The 21,847-nt window shown below is 63.8% G+C and carries 22 protein-coding genes and 1 tRNA gene; 18 read left to right on the top strand and 5 right to left on the bottom strand.

What is annotated here, in order from left to right:
* Positions 1-180: 180 nt before the first annotated feature.
* The gene (locus AC0L3S_RS21965) at positions 181-1,449 is read right to left on the bottom strand and encodes a methyltransferase domain-containing protein (protein ID WP_473263990.1); all 1,269 of its coding nucleotides are present in this window, start codon (positions 1,447-1,449) and stop codon (positions 181-183) included.
* Between the two features lie 76 nt (positions 1,450-1,525).
* Entirely contained in the window at positions 1,526-2,113 is a 588-nt protein-coding gene (locus AC0L3S_RS21970; RefSeq protein WP_473263991.1) for an SIS domain-containing protein, read from the bottom strand.
* 161 nt (positions 2,114-2,274) lie between these two features.
* Between AC0L3S_RS21970 and AC0L3S_RS21975 the strand changes: the two genes are divergently transcribed.
* The 16 genes from AC0L3S_RS21975 (at position 2,275) to AC0L3S_RS22050 (ending at position 17,590) form a co-directional block, all read left to right on the top strand.
* Positions 2,275-3,270: an SDR family oxidoreductase gene (locus tag AC0L3S_RS21975; protein WP_473281186.1), complete on the top strand. Its 996-nt coding sequence runs from the start codon at positions 2,275-2,277 to the stop codon at positions 3,268-3,270.
* A 116-nt stretch (positions 3,271-3,386) separates the two neighbouring features.
* Positions 3,387-4,958 (top strand): PfkB family carbohydrate kinase, encoded by a 1,572-nt coding sequence (locus tag AC0L3S_RS21980; RefSeq protein WP_473281187.1) that lies wholly within the window; start codon positions 3,387-3,389, stop codon positions 4,956-4,958.
* 27 nt (positions 4,959-4,985) lie between these two features.
* Complete coding sequence (locus tag AC0L3S_RS21985) at positions 4,986-5,987, top strand: NAD-dependent epimerase/dehydratase family protein (protein ID WP_473263994.1); 1,002 nt, start codon at positions 4,986-4,988, stop codon at positions 5,985-5,987.
* A gap of 5 nt (positions 5,988-5,992) precedes the next feature.
* Entirely contained in the window at positions 5,993-6,604 is a 612-nt protein-coding gene (locus AC0L3S_RS21990; RefSeq protein ID WP_473263995.1) for an HAD family hydrolase, read from the top strand.
* Positions 6,601-7,629 (top strand): aminoglycoside phosphotransferase family protein, encoded by a 1,029-nt coding sequence (locus AC0L3S_RS21995; protein WP_473281189.1) that lies wholly within the window; start codon positions 6,601-6,603, stop codon positions 7,627-7,629. The genes AC0L3S_RS21990 and AC0L3S_RS21995 overlap by 4 nt, the downstream gene beginning before the upstream one ends.
* Complete coding sequence (locus AC0L3S_RS22000; RefSeq protein WP_473281191.1) at positions 7,626-8,474, top strand: transketolase; 849 nt, start codon at positions 7,626-7,628, stop codon at positions 8,472-8,474. Before AC0L3S_RS21995 ends, AC0L3S_RS22000 begins: the two co-directional genes overlap by 4 nt.
* Before the next feature lie 10 nt (positions 8,475-8,484).
* Positions 8,485-9,444, top strand: a complete 960-nt coding sequence (locus AC0L3S_RS22005; protein ID WP_473281193.1) for a transketolase family protein — start codon at positions 8,485-8,487, stop codon at positions 9,442-9,444.
* An 8-nt stretch (positions 9,445-9,452) separates the two neighbouring features.
* On the top strand, positions 9,453-10,559 hold the full coding sequence (locus AC0L3S_RS22010; protein ID WP_473281195.1) for a DegT/DnrJ/EryC1/StrS family aminotransferase: 1,107 nt from the start codon (positions 9,453-9,455) through the stop codon (positions 10,557-10,559).
* Entirely contained in the window at positions 10,549-11,667 is a 1,119-nt protein-coding gene (locus AC0L3S_RS22015; protein WP_473281197.1) for a DegT/DnrJ/EryC1/StrS family aminotransferase, read from the top strand. The genes AC0L3S_RS22010 and AC0L3S_RS22015 overlap by 11 nt, the downstream gene beginning before the upstream one ends.
* On the top strand, positions 11,664-12,470 hold the full coding sequence (locus AC0L3S_RS22020) for a sporadic carbohydrate cluster 2OG-Fe(II) oxygenase (protein ID WP_473264001.1): 807 nt from the start codon (positions 11,664-11,666) through the stop codon (positions 12,468-12,470). Before AC0L3S_RS22015 ends, AC0L3S_RS22020 begins: the two co-directional genes overlap by 4 nt.
* A complete protein-coding gene (locus AC0L3S_RS22025; protein WP_473264002.1) occupies positions 12,463-12,855 on the top strand; it encodes an LIC12192 family sporadic carbohydrate cluster protein in 393 nt (130 codons plus the stop codon). The genes AC0L3S_RS22020 and AC0L3S_RS22025 overlap by 8 nt, the downstream gene beginning before the upstream one ends.
* 25 nt (positions 12,856-12,880) lie before the next feature.
* On the top strand, positions 12,881-13,546 hold the full coding sequence (locus AC0L3S_RS22030) for a class I SAM-dependent methyltransferase (protein WP_473281199.1): 666 nt from the start codon (positions 12,881-12,883) through the stop codon (positions 13,544-13,546).
* Entirely contained in the window at positions 13,524-14,144 is a 621-nt protein-coding gene (locus tag AC0L3S_RS22035; protein WP_473281200.1) for a WbuC family cupin fold metalloprotein, read from the top strand. Before AC0L3S_RS22030 ends, AC0L3S_RS22035 begins: the two co-directional genes overlap by 23 nt.
* Entirely contained in the window at positions 14,137-15,354 is a 1,218-nt protein-coding gene (locus tag AC0L3S_RS22040; RefSeq protein ID WP_473281202.1) for a class I SAM-dependent methyltransferase, read from the top strand. Before AC0L3S_RS22035 ends, AC0L3S_RS22040 begins: the two co-directional genes overlap by 8 nt.
* Positions 15,347-16,552, top strand: a complete 1,206-nt coding sequence (locus tag AC0L3S_RS22045; protein WP_473281203.1) for a class I SAM-dependent methyltransferase — start codon at positions 15,347-15,349, stop codon at positions 16,550-16,552. Before AC0L3S_RS22040 ends, AC0L3S_RS22045 begins: the two co-directional genes overlap by 8 nt.
* 3 nt (positions 16,553-16,555) lie before the next feature.
* A complete protein-coding gene (locus tag AC0L3S_RS22050) occupies positions 16,556-17,590 on the top strand; it encodes a Gfo/Idh/MocA family protein (RefSeq protein ID WP_473264007.1) in 1,035 nt (344 codons plus the stop codon).
* 65 nt (positions 17,591-17,655) lie between these two features.
* Here AC0L3S_RS22050 and AC0L3S_RS22055 read toward each other — a convergent pair.
* Positions 17,656-17,731, bottom strand: a tRNA-Trp gene (locus AC0L3S_RS22055).
* A gap of 162 nt (positions 17,732-17,893) precedes the next feature.
* On the opposite strand from AC0L3S_RS22055, the gene AC0L3S_RS22060 reads away from it, so the two are divergent.
* Positions 17,894-19,147: a serine hydrolase domain-containing protein gene (locus AC0L3S_RS22060; RefSeq protein WP_473281205.1), complete on the top strand. Its 1,254-nt coding sequence runs from the start codon at positions 17,894-17,896 to the stop codon at positions 19,145-19,147.
* A 164-nt stretch (positions 19,148-19,311) separates the two neighbouring features.
* Here the strand turns inward: AC0L3S_RS22060 and AC0L3S_RS22065 are convergent, their stop codons facing one another.
* Together AC0L3S_RS22065 and AC0L3S_RS22070 are read right to left on the bottom strand one after the other, a co-directional pair.
* A complete protein-coding gene (locus AC0L3S_RS22065) occupies positions 19,312-20,079 on the bottom strand; it encodes an SDR family NAD(P)-dependent oxidoreductase (protein WP_204511535.1) in 768 nt (255 codons plus the stop codon).
* A 115-nt stretch (positions 20,080-20,194) separates the two neighbouring features.
* Complete coding sequence (locus tag AC0L3S_RS22070; RefSeq protein ID WP_473281207.1) at positions 20,195-20,893, bottom strand: histidine phosphatase family protein; 699 nt, start codon at positions 20,891-20,893, stop codon at positions 20,195-20,197.
* A gap of 134 nt (positions 20,894-21,027) precedes the next feature.
* Between AC0L3S_RS22070 and AC0L3S_RS22075 the strand changes: the two genes are divergently transcribed.
* Positions 21,028-21,813 carry an SDR family NAD(P)-dependent oxidoreductase gene (locus tag AC0L3S_RS22075; protein ID WP_473281209.1) on the top strand — a complete coding sequence of 262 codons (786 nt, stop codon included), beginning with the start codon at positions 21,028-21,030 and terminating at the stop codon, positions 21,811-21,813.
* Positions 21,814-21,847 lie beyond the last annotated feature (34 nt).

Here is a 21,847-nt window from a genome sequence, read left to right on the forward strand (position 1 = left end):
AAGGTCAAGATAGAGAGGGCCGGCGCGGGTAAAACGACCTCCGCGGGCGACCGACCAGAGATCAGGCCGATCAAGGGCTTATCCGCCGCCTGCAATGCGCCGTCCCAAGGCCGCAGCCGGTTCCTTGCAGGATGACACCGCCGGGCCCCTCACCTGCCGCCCCTTTAGCGCTTCTCAAGGTCAGCCGGCCTGGTCGATCGTCGAAATGCCCGGCAACGGCACAACGAACTTTCCGCCCTCGGCGAAATAGCCGGCATGCTTGGCCCGGATCGGGTCCACGTAGCGCCAGGCAAAGACGACGACGAACGCTGGCTTGCGCTCGTAAAGGGCGGCGGGCGGCAGAATCGGGATGTCGTACCCCGGGCCGGCCATCACGTTCCCCTTCTTGGGGTCGTCGTCCACCAGGAAGTCGATCTTGTTCTCCAGGCCGAACTGCGGCAGCAGGGTCGTGGTACCGACCGAGACGCCGTAGCCGGCCACGAGCTGGCCGCGCGCATGGGCGGCATCGGCCATCGCGACCAGCTCGTCGCGGATGGCGGCGATCCTCTTCGCATAGGGCACATAGTAGGCTGGCCGGTCGACGCCGAGCCGGTCTTCCTCGGCGATGAAGCGCGCGACTTCCGCGGACGACTTCTTCGCGCCGCCGGCACGCTGCACCGTCACCCGGATCGAGCCGCCCTTGGTCTCGATGTGCTGGACGTCGATCACTTCCATGCCGAGTCGCGCGAAGAAGCGCGTCAGCGGCTTGATGTTAAAATACGACAGATGCTCGTGGTAGACGGTGTCGAGAAGGTTCTTCTCGGTGACGTCGACGCCATACTGCGTTTCGAAAACGAACAGCCCGTCCGGCGCAAGCACGTCGCGAACTCCGATGACCAGCGGGTCGAGATTGTCGACATTGGCGATCATGTTGTTGGCGATCACGACACCGGCCGCGCCGTGGCTTTGCAGGATGCGGCGACCGATGGCATCGGTGAAGAAATCGCCGATGGTCTCGATCCCCGCTTCCGTCGCACGCCGTGCGATGTCGACGGCGGGATCGACGCCCAGCACCCGCATGCCGCGCTCCCTAAAGAAACCGAGCAGCGATCCGTCGTTGCTGCCGAGCTCGACGACCAGCGAGCCAGGCGCGATGGCGAACCTGCTGACGACGTCGTTGGCATAGCCTGCAAAGTGCTCCCGCAAGCCAAGCGAGAGCGAGGTGGTATAAACGTAATTTCGGTACTGGATCTCCGGATTGCCGACATGGAGAATCTGCAGATGGCCACAGTCCGCGCACAGGTGCAGCGCCATCGGCACCGCGGCCCGAAAGACCGGATCGTCGACGCTTGCATCCGGCACCTGGAAGTTCGGCGTGCCAATGGGCATGCCGGCCATCGGGACGACAAGCTCTTGCTTGTCCGAATGACAGAGGCGGCAGGTATGACGGACGTAGAACAGGTTTTTCATCGTAGGACCGTAAGACGGAGACATGCGAACAGGTGAGGCAATCTCACCCTGTGGTGATCAGATCGACGGCACCGCCTCAGGACGCCGGATATTCCGCGCGACCGATGATGAGGTCGATCGCGGCCATCATCCAGAACTGATGCGTGGTCTCGACGATGTTGTAACTGCGGCTGTCGACGTAATAATTGACGTCGCCGAGATTGCGCAGCGGATTCTCCGCGTTCATGCCCGACAGCGTGATCACATCGAGCTTCATCGCCCGCGCCTGCGCGACCGCATTGAGAATGTTCTTCGAGCGTCCCGACGAGCTGATCGCGACGAGGCAGTCGCCGGCGCGGGCGCTCAGCCTCACGGCATGCGCGAGCCAGTCCTCGAAACCGTAATCATTGGCAAGGCACGACATCATGCTGGCATCGCTGAAGCAGAGTGCGGGCACCGATGCGTTCTTCGCCAGATCGATTGCGAGATGGGAAGCGATCCCGGCCGAGCCGCCATTGCCGATGAAGATGACGCGGCCGCCCTGCTCGCGCGCGCGCAACCAGGCCGTGCGGGTGACGGAAATCCTGGCGAAAACCCCGTCGTCAATTGCCGTCGCGCGATGGAGGCGCCCTACGTAGTCGTCAAGGAAAGCCTTGTGATCGGGATCGACGGACTCGGCAGGCATGGGCTCGCGGCTCGACGGCGACATGACGCCCTGATACCGGCTATCACCAGCGATTGCAAAGCTATATTACCATCGAAGTCGACCAACAGCCGATTCGGTTTCCACCTTCACTCAACATTGGCGGGCCTATTTCGCTGGGCATTCGCATCACGGATGTTCCTATGAAATGCATCGTTACCGGTGGCGCGGGCTTCATCGGCAGTCACCTCGTCGACCGCCTCCTCGACGACGGCCATGAGGTCGTCGCGCTCGACAATTTCGTGATCGGACGCCCCGAAAATCTGTCCTCGCGCGTCGATCCTGATCGACTGAAGATCGTGCGGGCCGACGTCACCGAACTCGAATCGATCAAGCCGCATTTCGACGGCATCGACTGGGTGTTTCATCTCGCCGCGCTGGCCGACATCGTCCCCTCGATCGAGTCCCCGATCCCGTATCACCGCGCCAATGTCGACGGCACGGTGAACGTTCTCGAGGCTGCACGGCAGGCCGGCGTCAGCCGCTTCGTTTATGCCGCGTCGTCCTCCTGCTACGGAATTCCCGACGTCTATCCGACGCCGGAAGGCGCCGAGATCCGGCCGATGTATCCCTATGCCCTCACCAAGAATCTCGGCGAGCAGTGCGTCATGCACTGGTGCCAGGTCTACAAGCTGCCCGCGGTCGCGCTGCGCCTGTTCAACGTGTACGGGCCGCGCCATCGCACCACGGGCACCTACGGCGCCGTGTTCGGCGTGTTCATGGCGCAGAAGCTCGCCGGCAAGCCCTTCACGGTGGTCGGCGACGGCGAGCAGACCCGCGACTTCACCTTCGTCAGTGACGTCGCCGATGCTTTCGTGACCGCCGCGCGCTCCGAGGTCACGAACGAAAGTTTCAACGTCGGCTCCGACAACACCTACAGTGTCAACCGGCTGGTCGAGCTTCTCCGCGGCGACAAGGTCCACATTCCCAAGCGTCCCGGCGAGCCCGATTGCACCTATGCCGACATCACCAAGATCAAGCAGATCCTGAAATGGGCGCCGAAGGTAAATTTTGAGGACGGGGTCGCGACGATGCTGAAGTCGATGGATCAGTATAAGGACGCCCCCCTGTGGACGGTGGACAAGATCGCGGACGCCACGAAGGACTGGTTCAAATATCTGGGAGACAACAACGACTAGGCGTCCGGCGCGCCGCAGAAGGCAAGCCAGTGAACAGGTTCGCCAGGTATCGTTACCGCGAATCGTTCAATCCCGGGCCGCCCGGCTGAGGCCGGCTGGCGCTTTAGGTTATTCACATGGGCTATATTCCGACCGACAATCCCGCGTTGAACGACCAACTGGCGGAGCACGAAAAGATCAAGACAATCGAGGAACTGGGCGAGATCGCGCGCTCCGCGCAAGCGCGGGGCCGGAAGGTTGCACTCTGCCACGGCGTCTTCGACCTCGTGCATCTCGGCCATATCAGACACATCCAGGCGGCGCGCAACGAGGGCGACGTCGTCATGGTCACGATCACCGCCGACCGTTACGTCAACAAGGGACCCGGTCGGCCGATCTTCCCCGAAAACATGCGGGCCGAGATGCTGGCCTCGCTCGCGACCGTCGATTGGGTCGGCATCAATCACACCTCCAGCGCCGAGCCGATCCTGGACACGGTGCGGCCGGACATCTATGTGAAGGGGTCCGACTATGAAAACCCCGAAGACGACGTAACCGGCAAGATCCGGACCGAGCGCGACGCCGTCGAGCGTCACGGCGGGCGCATCGTGTTCACGCGCGACGTGACATTCAGCTCCTCGTCGCTGGTGAACCGGTATTTCGACATCTACGATCCTCCCCTCCGCGACTACCTGCAAAAGGTCCGTGAAGGCGGCGGCGCCGATCGCCTGCTGAAGCTGATCGACAAGGTGCAGGACATGCACGTCGTGCTGGTCGGCGACACCATCATCGACGAATACCAGTACGTCACGGCGCTCGGAAAGGCCTCGAAGGAAAACATCGTCGCCACGCTGTTCAAGAACGGCGAGCAATTTGCCGGCGGCGTCATTGCCGCGGCGAATCATGTCGCGAGCTTCTGCAGGTCAGTGGAGGTCGTCACGACGCTGGGTGGCAACGACTACCCTGAGGAGTTCGTTCGGGCGCATGTCCGCCCGAACGTCACGTTGACGCCAATCCGCCTTCAGGGCCGTCCGACGACCCGCAAATCGCGGTACGTCGAGCTGGGATATCTGCACAAGCTGTTCGAAGTCTACACCATGGACGACACGCCGCTCGACGAGGCCGATCGGAAGGAGATCGACCGCATCACGACGGAGCGCGTGCGTGGCGCGGACGTAGTGATCGCCACGGATTTCGGTCACGGCATGATCGCGTCGAGCACGATCGACGCCCTGATCGCCAACTCCAAGTTCCTGGCAGTTAATGCCCAGAGCAACAGCGGCAATCACGGCTACAACCTGATCACGAGATATCCGCGGGCGGACTACATCTGCATCGACGCGCCGGAGGCGCGTCTGGCTGCAAGCGACAAGTTCAGCGACATCGCGTCCGTGATCGAGGCCGGCCTGCACGGCAAGATCGACTGCGACAACATGATCATCACGCACGGCTCCTTCGGCTGCTACCCCTTCTCGTCGAAAACCGGCGTCGCGCGCGTCCCCGCATTCACCAAGACCGTCGTCGATACCGTCGGCGCGGGCGACGCCTTCCTGACGATCACCGCGCCTTTGGTTGCCGCCGGCGGCAATATCGAGGACGTCGCCTTCATCGGCAACGCAGCCGGCGCGATCAAGGTCGGAATCGTCGGCCACCGCAGTTCGGTCGAGAAGGTGCCGCTGGTCAAGTTCGTCACCGCGTTGTTGAAGTAGCGCGACGCCAGATACTGGAGAACGACAGTGATTGGTCGAAAATGGAATGTGATGGTCACCGGGGGGGCAGGCTATGTGGGTAGCGTGCTGGTCCCCCAGTTGCTCGCTGCGGGCCACAAGGTCACCGTGCTCGACCTGTTCATGTATGGCGAGGACGTGTTCGATGCTGTCCGCAACAACCCCAATTTGCGCCTGATCAAGGGTGACATCCGTGACGAAGCCGCGATCAACGAGGCCCTGCGCGGCAACAACGCCGTGATCCACCTCGCCTGCATCTCCAACGACCCGTCGTTCGAGCTGGACCCGGGGCTCGGCAAGTCCATCAACTACGACTGCTTCCGGCCGATGGTGCGCGCCGCCAAGAAGGCGGGCATCAAGCGCTTCATCTATGCCTCATCGTCCAGCGTCTACGGCATCAAGGACGAAGCCGAGGTGACCGAGGACCTGTCCTGCGAGCCGCTCACGGACTACTCGAAATTCAAGGCGATGTGCGAGACCGACCTTGCCGACGAAGCCGCGTCCGGATTCGTCGCCTGCACGGTTCGCCCCGCCACCGTCTGCGGCTACGCACCTCGGCAGCGGCTCGACGTCGTCGTCAACATCCTGACCAATCTCGCGGTCAACAACGGCCGCATCCGTGTGTTCGGCGGAACGCAGCGCCGGCCCAATTTGCACATCGACGACATGTCAGCGGCCTATCTGTTCCTGCTCCAGCAGGATGACGCAAAGATCGACGGCAAGACCTACAATATCGGCTACGAGAACCACTCGCTGATGAAGATCGCCGATATCGTCAAGTCGGTGGTAGGCAGCAATGTCGACGTCGTCGTCGAGCCGACCGACGATCTCCGCTCCTACCACGTCTCCTCGGAGAAGATCCGGCGCGAGCTCGGCTTTGCGCCGTCCCACACGATCGAGCAGGCCGTGTCCGGCCTCGTTGACGCTTTCAAGGCCGGCCACCTGCCGAACTCGCTCGACGATCCCCGGTACTTCAACATCAAGATGATGCAGAACATCAGCCTGAAGTGAGCGGCGTGCGGATCGGCATCGATTTCGACAACACGATCATCTGCTACGATAAGGTCTTTGCCGCCGTCGCACGTCAGCGTGGGCTGGTGCCGGAAGGGTGGGAGGGGCTGAAGACCGACCTACGGGATCATCTCCGGTCCCGCGCGGGCGGCGAACTCGCCTGGCAAGGACTGCAAGGCTTCGTCTACGGCAAGGGAATTGGCGGCGCCGAAATCTATCCGGGCGTGCGGGAATTCCTGGCGGCGTGCAAGCGGGCCGGCTCGAAGGTCTGCATCGTCAGCCACAAGACCCGATTCGGTCATCAGGACCCCGACCGCACCGACCTGCGCGACGCGGCGCGCGGCTGGCTGTGGGGAGCCAGCCTGATCGACGCTGCGGATGCGGCGCTGACCACCGGCGACGTCTATTTCGAGAACACACTGGCCGCCAAGGTCGAGAGGCTCGAGAGCCTGAAGCTCGACGTTTTCATCGACGATCTCGTCGACGTCTTCGAGCAACCGCATTTTCCGAAGGCCACGCGATCGATCCTGTTCACGCGGTCGCAGCCTCCCCACCCCGAACACTGCAAGCCGATAGCGACATGGGCCGATATCCGCCGCGAGGTGTTTGCAGCATGAGCGAGACCGACATCACCGCGCCGGATGCGATGGCGATCGGCAGCCGCCTGGCCGGTGCGCGTGTCGCGTTCGCCCAGCCGGCACGGTCCGGCGGCAACAACAGGGTGTTTCGGCTGGAGATGGCGGAGGGACCGCCCCTCGCCCTCAAGCATTATCCGTCCGACGGACGCGATCGCCTGGGACAGGAATATGATGCGCTCTCGTTCCTGGCGCGTCATGGCATCATGTCGACACCGCAGCCGGTCGCGAAGGACGCAGATGCGTTCTGCGCGCTGTACCAATGGTTCGACGGCGAGGCCGCGGTGCTGCGCCCCCGAAGCGACGATGCCGATCAGCTCGCCGATTTTCTCATCGGGCTGCAGAAGCTGCGCGACGCCGAAGGCGCGCAGACTTTGCGGAACGCCTCCGCCAGCATCTTTTCGCCGGAAGCGGCCATCGCCCAGTACGAGCAGCGCCTGGACGCATTGAGGCGAGCTTCGGAAGATCATCCCGACCTGCGGGCGTTCCTCGAAGGCAGCCTGGTTCCCAGCACCGACGTCGCGATTCGGCAGCTCCGCCGGCGCTACGCGGAACTAGGTCGGGATCCCGCAGCGGACCTTGCGCCCACCCATCGCGCGCTGAGTCCGTCCGATTTCGGACTGCACAACGCTCTGCGCGCAGAAGACGGGCGCTTGCGATTCATCGACTTCGAATATTTTGGCTGGGACGATCCGGTGAAACTCGTGTCCGACGCCGCCATTCACCCCGGCAGCAACCTGCCGGAAGCGAGCGCGAATCGCTTGATCGAACGGCTGTCGCGCGCCTTCGAGGCGAGCGATGACGCGTTTGCGATCCGACGGGACGTACTGCATCCTGTGTTCAAGGGAATCTGGTGCCTGATTGTCCTGAACGCCTATTTGCCGGACAGCCGCTCCCGGCGCGCAATGGCTGCGCAAGGTAGCGATGTTAGGATCCGCCTCGCCGGTCAGTTCGACAAAGCCCGCCGGCTTCACCAGACGATTCGCCGCACCCATTTACCCGAGTGACCCAGATCTCACCCCACGCTGAAGCCGCCCTCACCTGCACGCTGGATGAGCGCAGCCTCTATCTGCGCCGCCTGGTGCTCGGTTCTGTCCGCTCCGCGGGGCGCGGACATGTCGGTCCGGCGTTGTCGCTGATCGAGATGGTCCGCGTACTCTATGACGACGTGCTGCGGATCGATCCGAACAACCCGCGCGATCCGGCCCGCGACCGCGCGATCCTCAGCAAGGGACACGGGTGTCTGGCACTCTATGCGCTGTTGGCCGATCGCGGATTCTTTCCGCTGTCGGAGCTGGACGGTTTCTGCGGCCCCGACAGCATTTTGGGCGGACATCCCGAATACGGAATGGTACCGGGGGTCGAGGCCTCGACCGGCGCGCTCGGACACGGCCTGTCGATCGGTGTCGGCCTGGCGCTCGCCGCCCGCATGCGCGAGCGGACCTACCGCACCTTCGTCCTTCTTGGCGACGGCGAGATCAACGAGGGATCGGTGTGGGAAGCTGCCATGGGCGCGGCCAAGCACGGGCTCGACAATCTTGTCGCGCTGATCGACTACAACAAGCTGCAGAGCTACGGGCCCACCGATTACGTCCTGCCGCTGGAACCGCTCGCGGACAAATGGCGCAGCTTCGGCTTTGCCGTGCAGGAGCTCAACGGTCACGACGTCGGCGCCCTGCGCACCGTCCTGAAGCAGGTCCCGGCCGTTCCGGGAAAACCGACCGCGATCATTTGCCATACCGTCAAGGGCAAGGGTCTGCCGGCCGCGGAATCCAACGCCGATTGGCATCATAAGAACAAGCTCACCGACGGCGAGCTCGACGCCATCCGCGTCGCCGTTGGGGATTTTTGATCGGCTCCTCATGCGCAACACCGCGATGAACATGATCCACAAGCTCGCCGCGGGCGATGAGCGTGTGCTCTACATCGGCTCCGATCCCGGCGCAGGTACCTTGCGCGCGATGAGCAAGGAGTTTCCCAAGCGCCACCTGATCGAAGGCATTTCGGAAGCGCACATCATCGGCATGTCGGCCGGTCTCGCGATGGAAGGCTTCGTGCCCTACGTCAACACTATCGCGACATTCCTCACCCGCCGCTGCTACGAGCAGGTCGCCGTCGATCTCTGCCTGCACAATCTGCCGGTGCGGCTGATCGCCAATGGCGGCGGGCTGGTTTACGCGCCGCTCGGCCCCACTCACCAAGCGATCGAGGACATCGCCATCATGCGGGCGCTGCCGAACATGACGGTGGTCTGCCCGTGCGACGCCGACGAGGCGGCGCGCATGATTGAACAGACGCTGGACTGGAAGGGACCGATCTACATCCGGCTCGGCAAAGGTGGCGACGCAATCGTCTCGAAGCCGGAGCACGGCTTCGAGATCGGCAAGGCCATCCTGATGCGGCCGCCCGGCGACGTCGTCATGGTCACGACAGGCATCATGCTGCAGCGCGCACTCGCTGCGGCCGACCTGCTGGCAGCGCAAGGCATTCGCGCCGGCATCCTGCACATGCACACCGTCAAGCCGCTCGACACCGAGACGCTGCTGCAGGCGGCGCGCGGGATCCGCCTGCTCGTGACGCTCGAGGAGCACGTGCCCTCCGGTGGCCTCGGCAGCGCGGTCGCGGAGGCGCTGATCGACAAGCTCGGCTCCGGCCTTCCCCCAATGCTGCGGTTGTCGCTGCCGGACCGCTTCATGCACAATTACGGATCGCAGGACTCGCTGCTGAAGAAGCACGGACTGTCCCCCGACGCCATTACGACCTCGATCGCGCGCGCGCTCCCCGCCTCGCACACCTCCTCTCCTCAACTTCATTCCACCTGACGGGCCCCATGCACGACGTTCGATATTCCTATCTGCTCGAGCAATTCTCCGACCCGGCACCGATCCTGGCCGAGATCGGCCGACTGGTGGCGACGGGTGACTTCACCCTGGGGAAACCGGTCGCGGAATTCGAACGGCGCTTTGCCGAGCTAATCGGCGTGCGTCACGCCATCGGCGTCGGATCGGGCACCGACGCGCTCAAGCTGCCGCTCAAGGCGCTCGGCGTCGGCCATGGCGACGAGGTCATCACGGCCGCGAACACCTTCATCGCCACCGTCGGCGCCATCGCCGAGACCGGCGCGACGCCGGTGCTGGTCGACTGCGACGACTCCTTCTGCATGAACGTCGACTACGTCGAAGCCGCGATCACGGAGATGACCAAGGCGATCATGCCGGTTCAGTTGACGGGGGAGGTCACCGACATGGGCAAGCTGATGGCGATCGCACAGCGTCGCAACATTCCCGTGGTCGAGGATTCCTGCCAGGGCATCCTGTCGGAGTTCGCGGGAAAACGGTCCGGCACCCACGGTATCGCAGCCGGCTTCTCCCTGCATCCGCTCAAGAACCTCAACGTCTGGGGCGATGCCGGCGTCGTCGTCACCAACGACGAGGGGATGAACGAGCGGCTTCGCCTGATCCGCAACCACGGCATGAAGAATCGCGACGAGATCGCGATCCTCGGCTGCAATTCGCGGCTCGATTCCCTCCAGGCAGTCGTCGGCAACTGGCTGATCGGCCAGACCAGCGAGATCACGCGCCGTCGGATCGAGAACGCGGCCTATTACGATTCGGGCCTTGCCGGCCTGCCCGGCCTGCGCATTCCGCCGCGCCGCCCAAACGTGAAGCACGTCTACCATCTCTACATGGTGTTCGCCGAGCGCCGCGACGAGCTCTACAAACATTGCCTGGACAATGGCATCGAAGCGAAGATCCACTATCCCATCCCGCTGTATCAGCAGGAAGGCCTCAAACACCTCGGCTACGCGCCGGGCACCTTCCCGGTCACCGACCGCCATGCCCGGGAAGTCATCAGCTTCCCCGTCGACCAGCATCTGACACGGGCGCAGCAGGACCGCGTCATCGAGATCGTTCGGACGTTCTGCCATGGACGCTGACACCGGCCGCCGGCGCATCGGCTACGTCAATCTTCCCGCACAATTCGAGGAAGAGCGCGTTGAGATCATGCAGGCGGTCGAGGGCGTGTTCCGGCGCGGCGATTTCATCGGCGGCGCGGCCGTTGCGAAGCTCGAAGAGGAGCTCGCCACCTGTCTCGGTTCGCCGCATGTGGTGACGCTGAATTCCGGCACCGATGCGCTGATCCTTTCGTTGAGGGCGCTCAACATCGGTCCTGGGGACGAGGTGATCACCCCGCCGAATTCGTTCGTGGCATCGACCGCCGCTATCATCGCCGTCGGCGCCAGGCCCGTGTTTGCGGACGTGCTGCCGGACCAGAATATCGATCCCGCTGCAGTCGAGGCCGCCGTCACCTCGCGGACCAGGGCGATCATGCCGGTGCACCTGACCGGGCGCATGGCCGACATGAACCCGCTGATGGCAATCGCGGCCAAGCACGCTCTCGCCGTGATCGAGGACAGCGCGCAGGCCGTCGGCTCGACCTATGACGGGCGGATGAGCGGAACCATCGGAACGTTCGGCTGCTTCTCCGCCCACCCGCTGAAGAACCTCAATGCCGCGGGCGATGCCGGCTTCGTCGTCACCGCCGACGCCGAACTTGCCGCGAAAATTCGCCGCCTGCGCAATCACGGTCTGATCAATCGCAGTGACGTTCAGGAATGGGGCATCGTGTCACGCCTCGACACTGTCCAAGCCGAGGTGCTTCGCATTCGCTTGCGTCACCTGCCCTCTGTCATCGAACGCCGGCGCCGCAACGCCGCGCAATACCGCGCCGAGCTTGCCGCCCTTCCCCTGTTCATCCCGGTTTGCCGCAACATCGAGTTCAACACCTTCCACACCTTCGTCGTGCAGACGGACCGTCGCGACGACTTCCAGAAACATCTTGCCGACAAGGGCATCGAGACCGCAATCCACTATCCCGTACCGATCCACCTCCAGGAGGCGGCGGCGCATCTGGGTTACGGTCGCGGCGCCTTCCCGGTGACCGAGCAGCAGGCGGATCAGATCCTCACGCTTCCCATCAACCAATTCCTCTCGGCCTCGGATATCAGCTATGTTTGCGCGACGGCCCGGGAGTATTTTGCATGACGGACACCGCGTTCCTCGAGGCCGATGAGCAGGCGCTGGCGCAACGCTTCATCGACGACGGCTTCGTCACCACGCCGGCCGACGATCGCGCCGGGCTCGACCGGATCCAGCGGCGCGCCGCCGAGCTCGCGGCGGACTATCTGAAGCTGCCACACGGCAACGCCCCCTACGCGATGCTCGACACCATCCACACGCGGGTGAGCGTAGATGATCTCAACGGCCTGCGGTTGCACGTCTTCAACGGCCTCAACGCCGAGCCCTGGTTCCGGCCGACCTATTTCCGTCTGGCGCGCTCGACGATCGAGACCATCGTCGGCAACGAGCTCTGCATGCAGCGCCGCGTCAATCTCAGCATCCAGCTGCCCGGAGACGATTCGTCGCTCCTCGCCACCCATTCCGACGTCTGGTCGGGCGACTCGCCGTTCGAGGTCGTGGTGTGGGTACCGCTGGTCGACGTCCACCGCACCAAATCGATGTATCTGCTGCCGCCATCCCTGAACGGCGACATGCAGGACCGGATGGCCAGCCTACGCAGCGCCGAGGAACTCTACCAGACCATCAAGCCGCACGCGACGTTCATCGAGATTCCCTACGGTCACGTGATGCTGTTCAACCAGACCCTGATGCACGGCAATCGCGTCAACCAGGAAGCCGGCTCGCGTTGGAGCATGAATTGCCGCTTCAAGAGCATCATGTCGCCCTACGCGGACAAACGATTCGGCGAATTCTTTGAACCGATCCTGCTGCGTCCGGCGACACGCGTCGGCATGCAATACAAGCTGCCGGGAGGCTTCCATGGCTGAGCGAGCCGGCCATCGCGGCTATATCGGCGCCCGGCCGCTGAACGGCAGCCGTACCCCGCAGCACGTCCAGAACATCGTGATCCGCGACTACGCGCGGCGGAAGAATTTGCATTATCTGCTCAGCGCCGCCGAGCACACCATGCCCGGCAGCTACATGGTGCTTGAGGACATCCTGGACGAGCTGCCGCGATTGCGCGGCCTGATTCTCTACAGCATCTTCATGCTGCCGCCCGACGAGGCACGGCGGCGGGAGATCTACGACCGCGTGCTGAGCGAGGGCTGCGATCTGCACGCGGCCGTCGAGGAGATCACGCTGTGCTCGCGCGACAACATCCAGGCTGTCGAGGACATCCTGCTCGTCAATAAATTCGCGACCATCCTGTGACGATGTCGCGGACCGGTTGAGGACAATGACCGAGATCAATCTGCTCCAGCCGATGCACGCATCGACCAAGCGGAACTACGTTCAGCGGGTCGTCGAGCACGATAAGGCGGAATCCGCCACCATCGCGCGGCAATGGGGACACGACTACTGGGACGGCGACCGCCGCTATGGCTATGGCGGCTACCGCTATGACGGACGGTGGCGCCCGCTCGCCCAGACCCTGATCGACCGCTATGGCATCAAGCCCGGAATGAGCGTGCTCGATGTCGGCTGCGGCAAGGGCTATTTGCTCTACGAATTCACCCAGCTGGTCCCCGGCCTCACCATCGCCGGCATCGACATCTCCGACTATGGCATCGCCAACGCCAAGGAAGAGGTGCGACCGCAATTGAAGGTCGGCAGCGCCGTCGAGCTCCCCTACCCCGACCACAGCTTCGATCTCGTGGTGTCGCTCGGCGTGCTCCATAATCTTCCGCTCGAGGACGTCTTCCGAGCAGTGTCGGAGATCGAGCGCGTGGGGCGCGGCGCCTCGAAATATCTGATGGTGGAATCGTTCCGCGACGAGCGCGAGAAGGCGAACCTGCTCTACTGGCAGCTCACCTGCCTGAGTTTCCATGGTCCGGAGACGTGGGCCTGGATCTACGACAAATGCGGCTACCGGGGCGACCATGGGTTCATCTTCTTCGAATGAAGCAACGGGCCTGCGCCGGCCGGCCTCGCTGCGAGCGCAAAATCCCGAAGTGTATTATTCGGACGACGCCATCGTCACGGCGAACGACGCCACGATCGCGGAGCTGAAGCGCATCGCCGCGGGCAATCCGCGTCTGCGCAGCCGGCTATGCACGCATCCTGATCCCTCGTCCGGCCTGCACGAGATGCTGATCGTGCATCATCGCGAGGCCTATGTGCGGCCTCACAAGCACTTTGGCAAACCTGAATCGTTTCACCTGATCGAGGGCACTGCGCAGGTCGTGATCTTCGAGGACGACGGCCGCATTCGCGACGTGCTCGAGATGGCACCGTACGGCCAGGGCAAGCGCTGCTATTACCGCATGCCCGAGCAGGTGTTTCACTCGATCCTGATCACCTCGGAGTGGCTGGTGTTTCACGAAACCACCGCCGGTCCGTTCGATCCCTCCCGCACGGCATTCCCGGACTGGGCGCCCGACGGCAGCGATGTGGCCGAGGTCCAGAACTACGTTACGAAGGTTGGTGCGCTCGCCGCGGAGCATCTGGCCCATCGCGATACTTCACGAGCCGTTCCAGCAGAGGTTCCTGCCGATGACTGATCATTGCCGCCTCTGCCATTCGACCAATTTGCGCCCGGTGATCGACCTCGGACAGATGCCGATTGCGCATCGGCTTCGGCACAGCCGCGACGAACAGGACGAACGGTATCCGTTCGAGGTGCTGGCGTGCGGCGAGTGCGGCCTGCCCCAGATCGTCAAGCCGATCGATCCCGACATTCTGTACCGGCAGTTCAACTACAATTTCAGCAGCTGGAAGCCGGAGCCGCACCAGGTCGACGAACTCGATACCATCGCCAAATTCTCGCCCCATCAATCCGTGTTCGAGATCGGATGCAACGACGGCCTGTTCATGGACAGGCTTCGCGAACGCGGTGCGAAAGTTTTGGTGGGCGTCGAGCCCAACCCGGTGTCAGGCAAGATCGCCCGCGAGCGCGGCATCAAGGTCTATGCCGACATGATCAGCCCGGCGCTGTGTCACGACGCGGTCGCAGAGGCCGGCAAGTTCGACCTCGTCGTCTCGCGCCAGGTGCTGGAGCACATCGTCGATTTCGAGAACTTTTTCGACTGCGTGAAAATCGCGCTGCGCGACGACGGGCTTCTCTTCATCGATGTGCCTGATTTCGCGCCCGGCTCGGCGGTCGGCGACCTCTCCGTCCTCTGGGAGGAGCACGTCAGCTATTTCACCGAGCCAACGCTGCTCGCGCTGCTGGCGCGCCACGGCTTCGAAGCAGTCTCGGTGAAGAAATACAATTTCAGCGGCGGCAGCCTCGCGATCGCAGCGCGACGCGCCGCCCGCGACGTGACGGCCCCGCCCGCGCCGTCCGGCGTCGGCGAGAAATTCGGTCGGCGCGCCAGGGAGTACGGCGCGCGTCTTCGCCCGATCCTCGCCCAGGCCCGCGCCAACGGCGCCGAGATCGCCATCTACGGCGCCGGCTGCCGCGCCTGCACCTTCACCAATGCCCATGAACTTGCGGATCTCGTCGACCTCTCGGTCGACGACCAGAAGGAGCGACAGGGCTTGTTCCTGCCCGGCACCGGCATTCCGATCCGCCCGCCGGAGGACCTCGCCGGCAAGTCGGGTCCGCTCGTCTGTCTTCTGGCCGTGAACCAGGAGAACGAAGACAAGGTCGGCAGCCGGCTGCGCGAAAACGTGAAGCGTCCGCTCCACGTGGTTTCGATCTTCGCGCCCTCGGACATCTGGAGCGAGCTCGATCGCCTAGAGGCCGCCGCAGGGTCGCGGCATGGCTGAGGACAAGCTCTTCAACTATTACGAACGTCAGGACGTCCTGCCGACGTTCGGGAATTTCAAATCCGCCGCCGAACTCGACGCCTATGCCGGCCTGCGGCGCGAGTTGTTTTCGGACAAGCTGGTGCTGCCGCCGCGGTTGTTCCGCGACGCCGACGTGCTCGAATTCGGCCCCGATTCCGGCGAGAACGCGCTGGTGTTTGCGGGCTGGGGCGCGAACATGACGCTCGCCGAGCCGAACCGGCATGCGCACGCGAAAATCCAGGCATACTTCGCACATTTCAACAAGGCTCAACGTCTCCGCGAACTCGTGTCGTTCGACGTCGAAGGATTTCGCAGCGATCGTTGTTTCGACATCATCGATGCCGAAGGTTTCATCTACACGGTGCAGCCGAGCGAAATTTGGCTCGGCATCTTTCACCGGCTGCTCAATCCGGACGGGTACGCCGTCGTTTCCTACTACGAGCGCTACGGCGGTTTCTTCGAGCTCGCGCTCAAGGCGATTCATGCAGCCGGCAAGGTGCTGACGGGCCGTCCAGCGCTGGAGACGGCGAAGCTGTTGTTTGAGCCGAAATGGAACAGCATTCCGCATACGCGCAGCTTCGAATCCTGGCTGATGGACGTGCTCGAAAATCCTTTCGTCCGGCACCGCTACTTCCTCGACGCAGGGGCCTTGTGCACGGCGGCGCACGAGCAGGGATTCGACATCCATTCGGGGTGGCCCGTCTATCGCGACGGCCTGGACGTCTACTGGCACAAGAAGGTCCTCTCCGACGACGAGAAGCTGCGCCGCGCGACGCGCCATCTCGGTCGCAGCCGTCTGAGCTTTCTCGGCGGACGGAAGCTCTATCTGGCCGGCCGGACCGAAGCGGTCGACGCGATCGCGGCTTCGATCGAGACATTGGTTCTCGATGTCGATGCGATGATCGACGATCCCTTCGGCGATAGCCTGCCCCGTGTGATCGCGAACCTCGCTTCGCTGCGCGAGACGATACCGGCGACGGACATTCTTGCCGACGATGCGTCCGACATCGGCGCCATCGTGGCGACCCTCGACAGCTTCCATCGCATCTTTGGCGCGATCCGGCGACGGGATGCCTCCACAGTCACCGCCCTCACCCAATCCGACCAGGCGTTCATCAACACCTGGGGACAGCCGGCACATTTTCTTGTTATCCGGAAACGCTTCGAGGGATCCTAGCAAGTGAGGCCGGGCATTGGCATCATCGGAACGGGCATGGTCGGCCAGATGTGCCATCTCGCCAATTTCGTCGCCAATCCCGCCTGCCGCGTTGTCGCGATCGCGGATCTCCGGCCCGACCTCGCTGCCGCAGCGGCGCGTAAATTCGACATCGCGCGGATCTACGGCACGCACCGGGAACTGCTGGCGGACAGCGAAGTGTCGGCCGTCGTCGTCGTGACGAAGCGTCGCGCCACCGGCCCGATCGTGCTGGATGCATTGAACAGCGGCCGCCACGTGCTGTCGGAGAAGCCGATGGCCTACACCACGGCTCAGGCCGTTTCACTGGCCGAGGCGGCGCGGCGGCACAACCTCGTCTACAGCATCGGCTACATGAAGCGTCACGATGCCGGCGTGGCGCGCGCGCTGGCCGAGTTGACGCGCCTGCGAGCAAATCAATCGCTTGGACGCATTGTCGGCGCGCGAGGCTGGTGCCTCGGCGGCAGCACTGGCCGGTCGCAGGACAATTTCGTCATGACCGGCGAAGTGCGGCCGGACGGGCTCGAGCTCTGGCAGGACGGCCCCGACTGGATGCCGGGCGCGATGCGACCCGGCTACGACAATTTTCTGAACGTGTTCAGCCATATCACCAACCTCGCGCGCTACGTGCTCGGATCTTCGCCGGCAGTCGCCGAAAGCAACGTCGAGAGCTCGGGCGCAGCGACCGTGACACTCGACTTCGACGGCATCGCCTGCGCGCTGCAACTCGCGAATGGATCCGAAGGCGTCTGGCGCGAGGGGCTGAGCATCGACTTCGAGCGGGGCAAGCTGACCATCGAATTGCCCCCACCGTTTGCCGAGCAGGAGGCGGAGGTCATCCTCGATCAGCAAGGACAACGCACGCGATTGTCGCGCGACACGAGCTGGGCGTTTCGGCGTCAAGCCGATGCATTCGTCGCCGATATCATGGAACAGAGGACGCCGCTGGCGTCCGGCGAGGATTCCGTGGCCGACATCGCCCTTGCGGAGGCGATCTGGAAACGGCAGGTCAGCGGTTAGGTTTCACGCCGTCCGGCGACAATACCCGGGCGATGGCTGATCGCCAGCTAAGTGTTTGATTTCGCTGGCAGGAGTGGCAGGGCTCGAACCTGCGACCCCCGGTTTTGGAGACCGGTGCTCTACCAATTGAGCTACACTCCTACGGACCCTGCGTTGCCGCCCGGATCAGGCCGCTTTGAAGCACAGGGGGCGGCCGGATTGCAAGGCCGGATTGCAAGGGTGAAGCGCGCTGGCTTCGCTTGTTTGTGGCGCGCCTTCTGGGCCACAGTCTGCTCCGAACAATAATAAGCACCGGGAGTGCCCATGACTGCCCAAGCCTCTGCGACTGCCCAAGCGTCCGCGACAGCCGCCCACCGCCCCCCGACCTCGCCGAAAACCCCGCCTCTGCCGGAATCCCGCCCCGAGACGCTCGGGCTGTCGCGCCCTCGCCTCCAGGCCATGTCTGAGGCCTTCAAGCGCGAGATCGACAAGGGAACCGTGCCGGGCGTCACCGTGCTGGTGGCACGGCACGGCCAGGTCGGCTGGTTCGAGGCGCTCGGCAGACAGAGCCCGACGGGCGCAGCGCCGATGGCGCATGATTCGATCTTCCGCATCTTCTCGATGACCAAGCCGATCGTGTCGGTCGGCATCATGACGCTGGTCGAGGACGGCCACCTGATTCTTGGCGACCCCGTCGCGAAATTCATCCCGGAGTTCGCCAACCAAACGGTCGGCGTGGTCAGCGGCGGCAAGCTGGAACTGGTTCCGCCCAAGCGCCCGATGACGGTGCAGGACCTGCTGCGCCACACCTCTGGCCTGACCTACGAGCACCAGGGCGACGGCCCCGTGCACAAGCTCTACCAGGACTCGCGGGTGCGCAGCCGCAAGATCACCAATGTCGAGCACGCCGCCCTGGTGGCGAGCTTCCCGCTGGTCTGCCATCCCGGCGACGAGTTCAACTACAGCCGCTCCACCGACATCCTCGGTCGCATCATCGAGGTTGTCAGCGGCAAGTCGCTCGGCGCGTACCTCGCTGAGCGCATTCTTACGCCATTGCAGATGGCCGAGACCGGCTTCGCGACAGCTGAGGCCAATGTGGGCCGGCTGGCCGAGCCGTTCGCGGTTGATCCCTGGACCGGCGACAAGGTCGCGCTGTTCAACATGCTCGAGCAGCCAATCATGGAGTCCGGCGGCGGCGGCCTCGTCTCCACCACCATGGACTATGCCCGCTTCGCGCTGATGCTGCGCAACGGCGGCACGCTCGACGGCAACAGGATCATCGGCCGCAAGACGCTGGAGCTGATGGCCTCCGATCATCTCGGACCTCACGTCGTGACCAACGGCACTCTCCTTTCGCCCGGCCATGGCTTCGGCCTTGGCTTCGCGGTGCGCCGCGAGGCCGGCATCGCGCCCTTCCCCGGCAGCGTCGGCCAGTATTTCTGGAGCGGCATTGCGGGGACGTTCTTCTGGATCGATCCGAAGGAAGATCTGTTCGTCGTGTTCATGAGCCAGGGCCCGGGACAGCGCGATTTTACGCGAACGCTGGTGCGGGATCTGGTGTACGCGGCGGTGGATTGAGGGCTTCGCCTGGTCGCAGCGTCGCACCTCCACACTCGCTGTCATGCCCCGCGAAGGAGGGGCATCCAGTACTCCGTGGCGGATGTCGTGAGAGCGAGCTCTCCAACGAAGGCCGCGGAGCACTGGATCGTCCGCCTTCGCGGACGATGACACCTACTGTGGCCTCAACTGATCGTTGCGCCGCCGTCGATCACCATGGTCTGGCCGGTCATGAAGTCGCCGGCCTTCGAGCCCAGGAACACCGCAGCGCCCGCGATCTCGTCGGGGACGCCGATGCGCAGCAGCGGCGAACGCGCGGTCGAGGCTTTCAAATTCTCCGGATTGTCCCACAGCGCTTTCGCAAAATCAGTCTTGATCAGGCCCGGCGCGATGCAGTTCACGCGGATGTTGTGCGGGCCATATTCGCAGGCCAGGTTGCGCGCGAGCTGCATGTCGGCGGCCTTCGAGATCGCGTAGGCGCCGAGGATGGTCGAGCCCTTCAGGCCGCCGATCGAGGAGACGATGATGATCGAGCCGTCCTTGCGCTCGATCATCTGCGGCACCACCATCGAGATCAGCCAGTTGTTGGCGACGATGTTGTTGTCCAGGATCTTCCTGAACTGATCGTCGGAGATGCCGGCGAGCGGACCGTAATACGGGTTCGATGCGGCGTTGCAGACCAGCACGTCGATCTTGCCGAAGGCGCGGTTGCTCTCGTCGATGAGATTTTGCAGGTTTTCCTTCGACGAGATGTTGGCGGCGATCGCGACGGCCGTGCCCTTGCCGAACTTGTCGTTGATGGACTTCGCGACCTGGTCGCAAACGTCGGCCTTGCGCGAGGAGATCACCACCTTGGCGCCGTGCTCGGCCATGCGCTCGGCGATCGCAAGGCCGATGCCGCGCGTCGAGCCGGTGATGACGGCGACTTTCCCCTTCATGTCGAACAAGGTCATGTTTCTCTCCCAGATTGATCTTCGTGTTCATTGTCATTCCGGGGCGGCGAAGCCGAACCCGGAATCTCGAGATTCCGGGGCCGGTCCTGCGGACCGTCCCGGAATGACAGCTCACTCAGGCGAGCTTCTTGACTTCCGGTCCCGCGGGTTGATGCATCGCCGCATGCGCATCGTCCGCGATCCACGGCTGCTGGTTCACCATCGGCAGCCGCCAGACATTGCGCTCGGGGCTTGCGAAATAGTCGAGCCGCGTCACCGAGCAATTGTCGATATCGAACGCAAGCCCCCGCTCCGGCTGATTGTCGAGCGCCAGCCCCAGCGCCGCCTTGATGGTGCCGCCATGTGCGACCGCGATCACGTCCTGCCCGGCTACCTCGATATTGATCCGCTCGATGACGCGGCGCGCGCGATTGTAGAGGTCCATGAAGCTCTCGCCGCCGGGCGCAGGCTCGTTGATGTCGGCAAACCAGCTCGATCCGACGGGACGGCTGGCGATGAACTCGGCGCGATTCATGCCCTGCCAGCGGCCGAGGTTTTGTTCGGCGAGGTCCGCTTCCCATGTCATCGACGCGGGCCTCGGGAAGCCGGCCGCCCAGATCGCTTCGGCGGTCTGATGCGTGCGCATCAGATTGCTCGAATACCAGACCGCCTTGCGTGGCAGCACCTTGGCAACAGCATTGAAGACGTAGGTATCGCTGGTGTCGCAGGCGAGATCGGACTGACCGTAGATGTTGCCGCCGTCATTGCGCACGGGCGCGTGACGGACCCACCACCAGCGTGTCGTGACCACTTTGGGCTTGTCTGCACCTGCCATCGAAACCCTTCCATCCCGTTTGATGTCGCTGTACGTCAGTAGCGAACGTGTCTCAAGACACTTTACCGTTTGAAATCTTGTTTGAAATTCCGTCGCGCGGCAAGCGTCGCGTGCGAACCGAAGGGAGACAACGCATGGGCCGTCTGCAAGGCAAATCCGTCATCATCACCGGTGCCGGCAGCGGCATCGGCCGCGCGGCCGCGCTGCTGTTCACGAGAGAAGGCGCCAAGCTGATCGCGGTCGATCGCACCGAGGCGGTGAAGGAGACGGTCGACGAGGTGAAGAAGGCCGGCGGTGTCGCGGAAGCCATGGTGGCGGACGCCGGCTCCGAAAAGGACGTCATGGCCGTGATCGACAAGGCGGTGAAGGCGCACGGCCGGCTCGACGTGATCTGGGCCAATGCCGGCGTCAGCGGCGGACTCGTCCCGCTCGGCGAGCAGACCGTCGAGCAGTGGCAGGAGGTCTTGCGCATCAATCTGATCGGGCCGTTTCTCGCGGTGAAGCATGCGATGCCGCACATGGTGAAGCAGCAGTCCGGCGCGATCGTGCTGACCGCGTCCGTCGCGGGCCTCAAGGCCGGCGCCAGCGGACATCCCTATGCCGCGAGCAAAGCCGGCGTCATCTCCCTGGTGCAGACCACGGCGTATTCGCTCACCGGTACCGGCGTGCGCATCAACGCGGTGTGCCCGGGCCTGATCGAGACCGGCATGACCAAACCGATCTTCGACCGCGCCAAGGAGCGCGGCACCGCCGACAAGATCGGCCAGCTCAATCCGCTCAAGCGCCCCGGCCAGCCGCACGAGCTCGCCGCGATGGGATTGTTCCTGGCCAGCGACGAGGCGTCGTATGTCAATGGCCAGGCCTTCCCGGTGGACGGCGGACTGACGGCGTCGATGCCGTATACCGGGAAGCCGGTTTAGTTCGCGCACTCCCGTGTCCCGGACGCGCTGCAGT

Source organism: Bradyrhizobium sp. Ken01 (genome assembly GCF_055807355.1).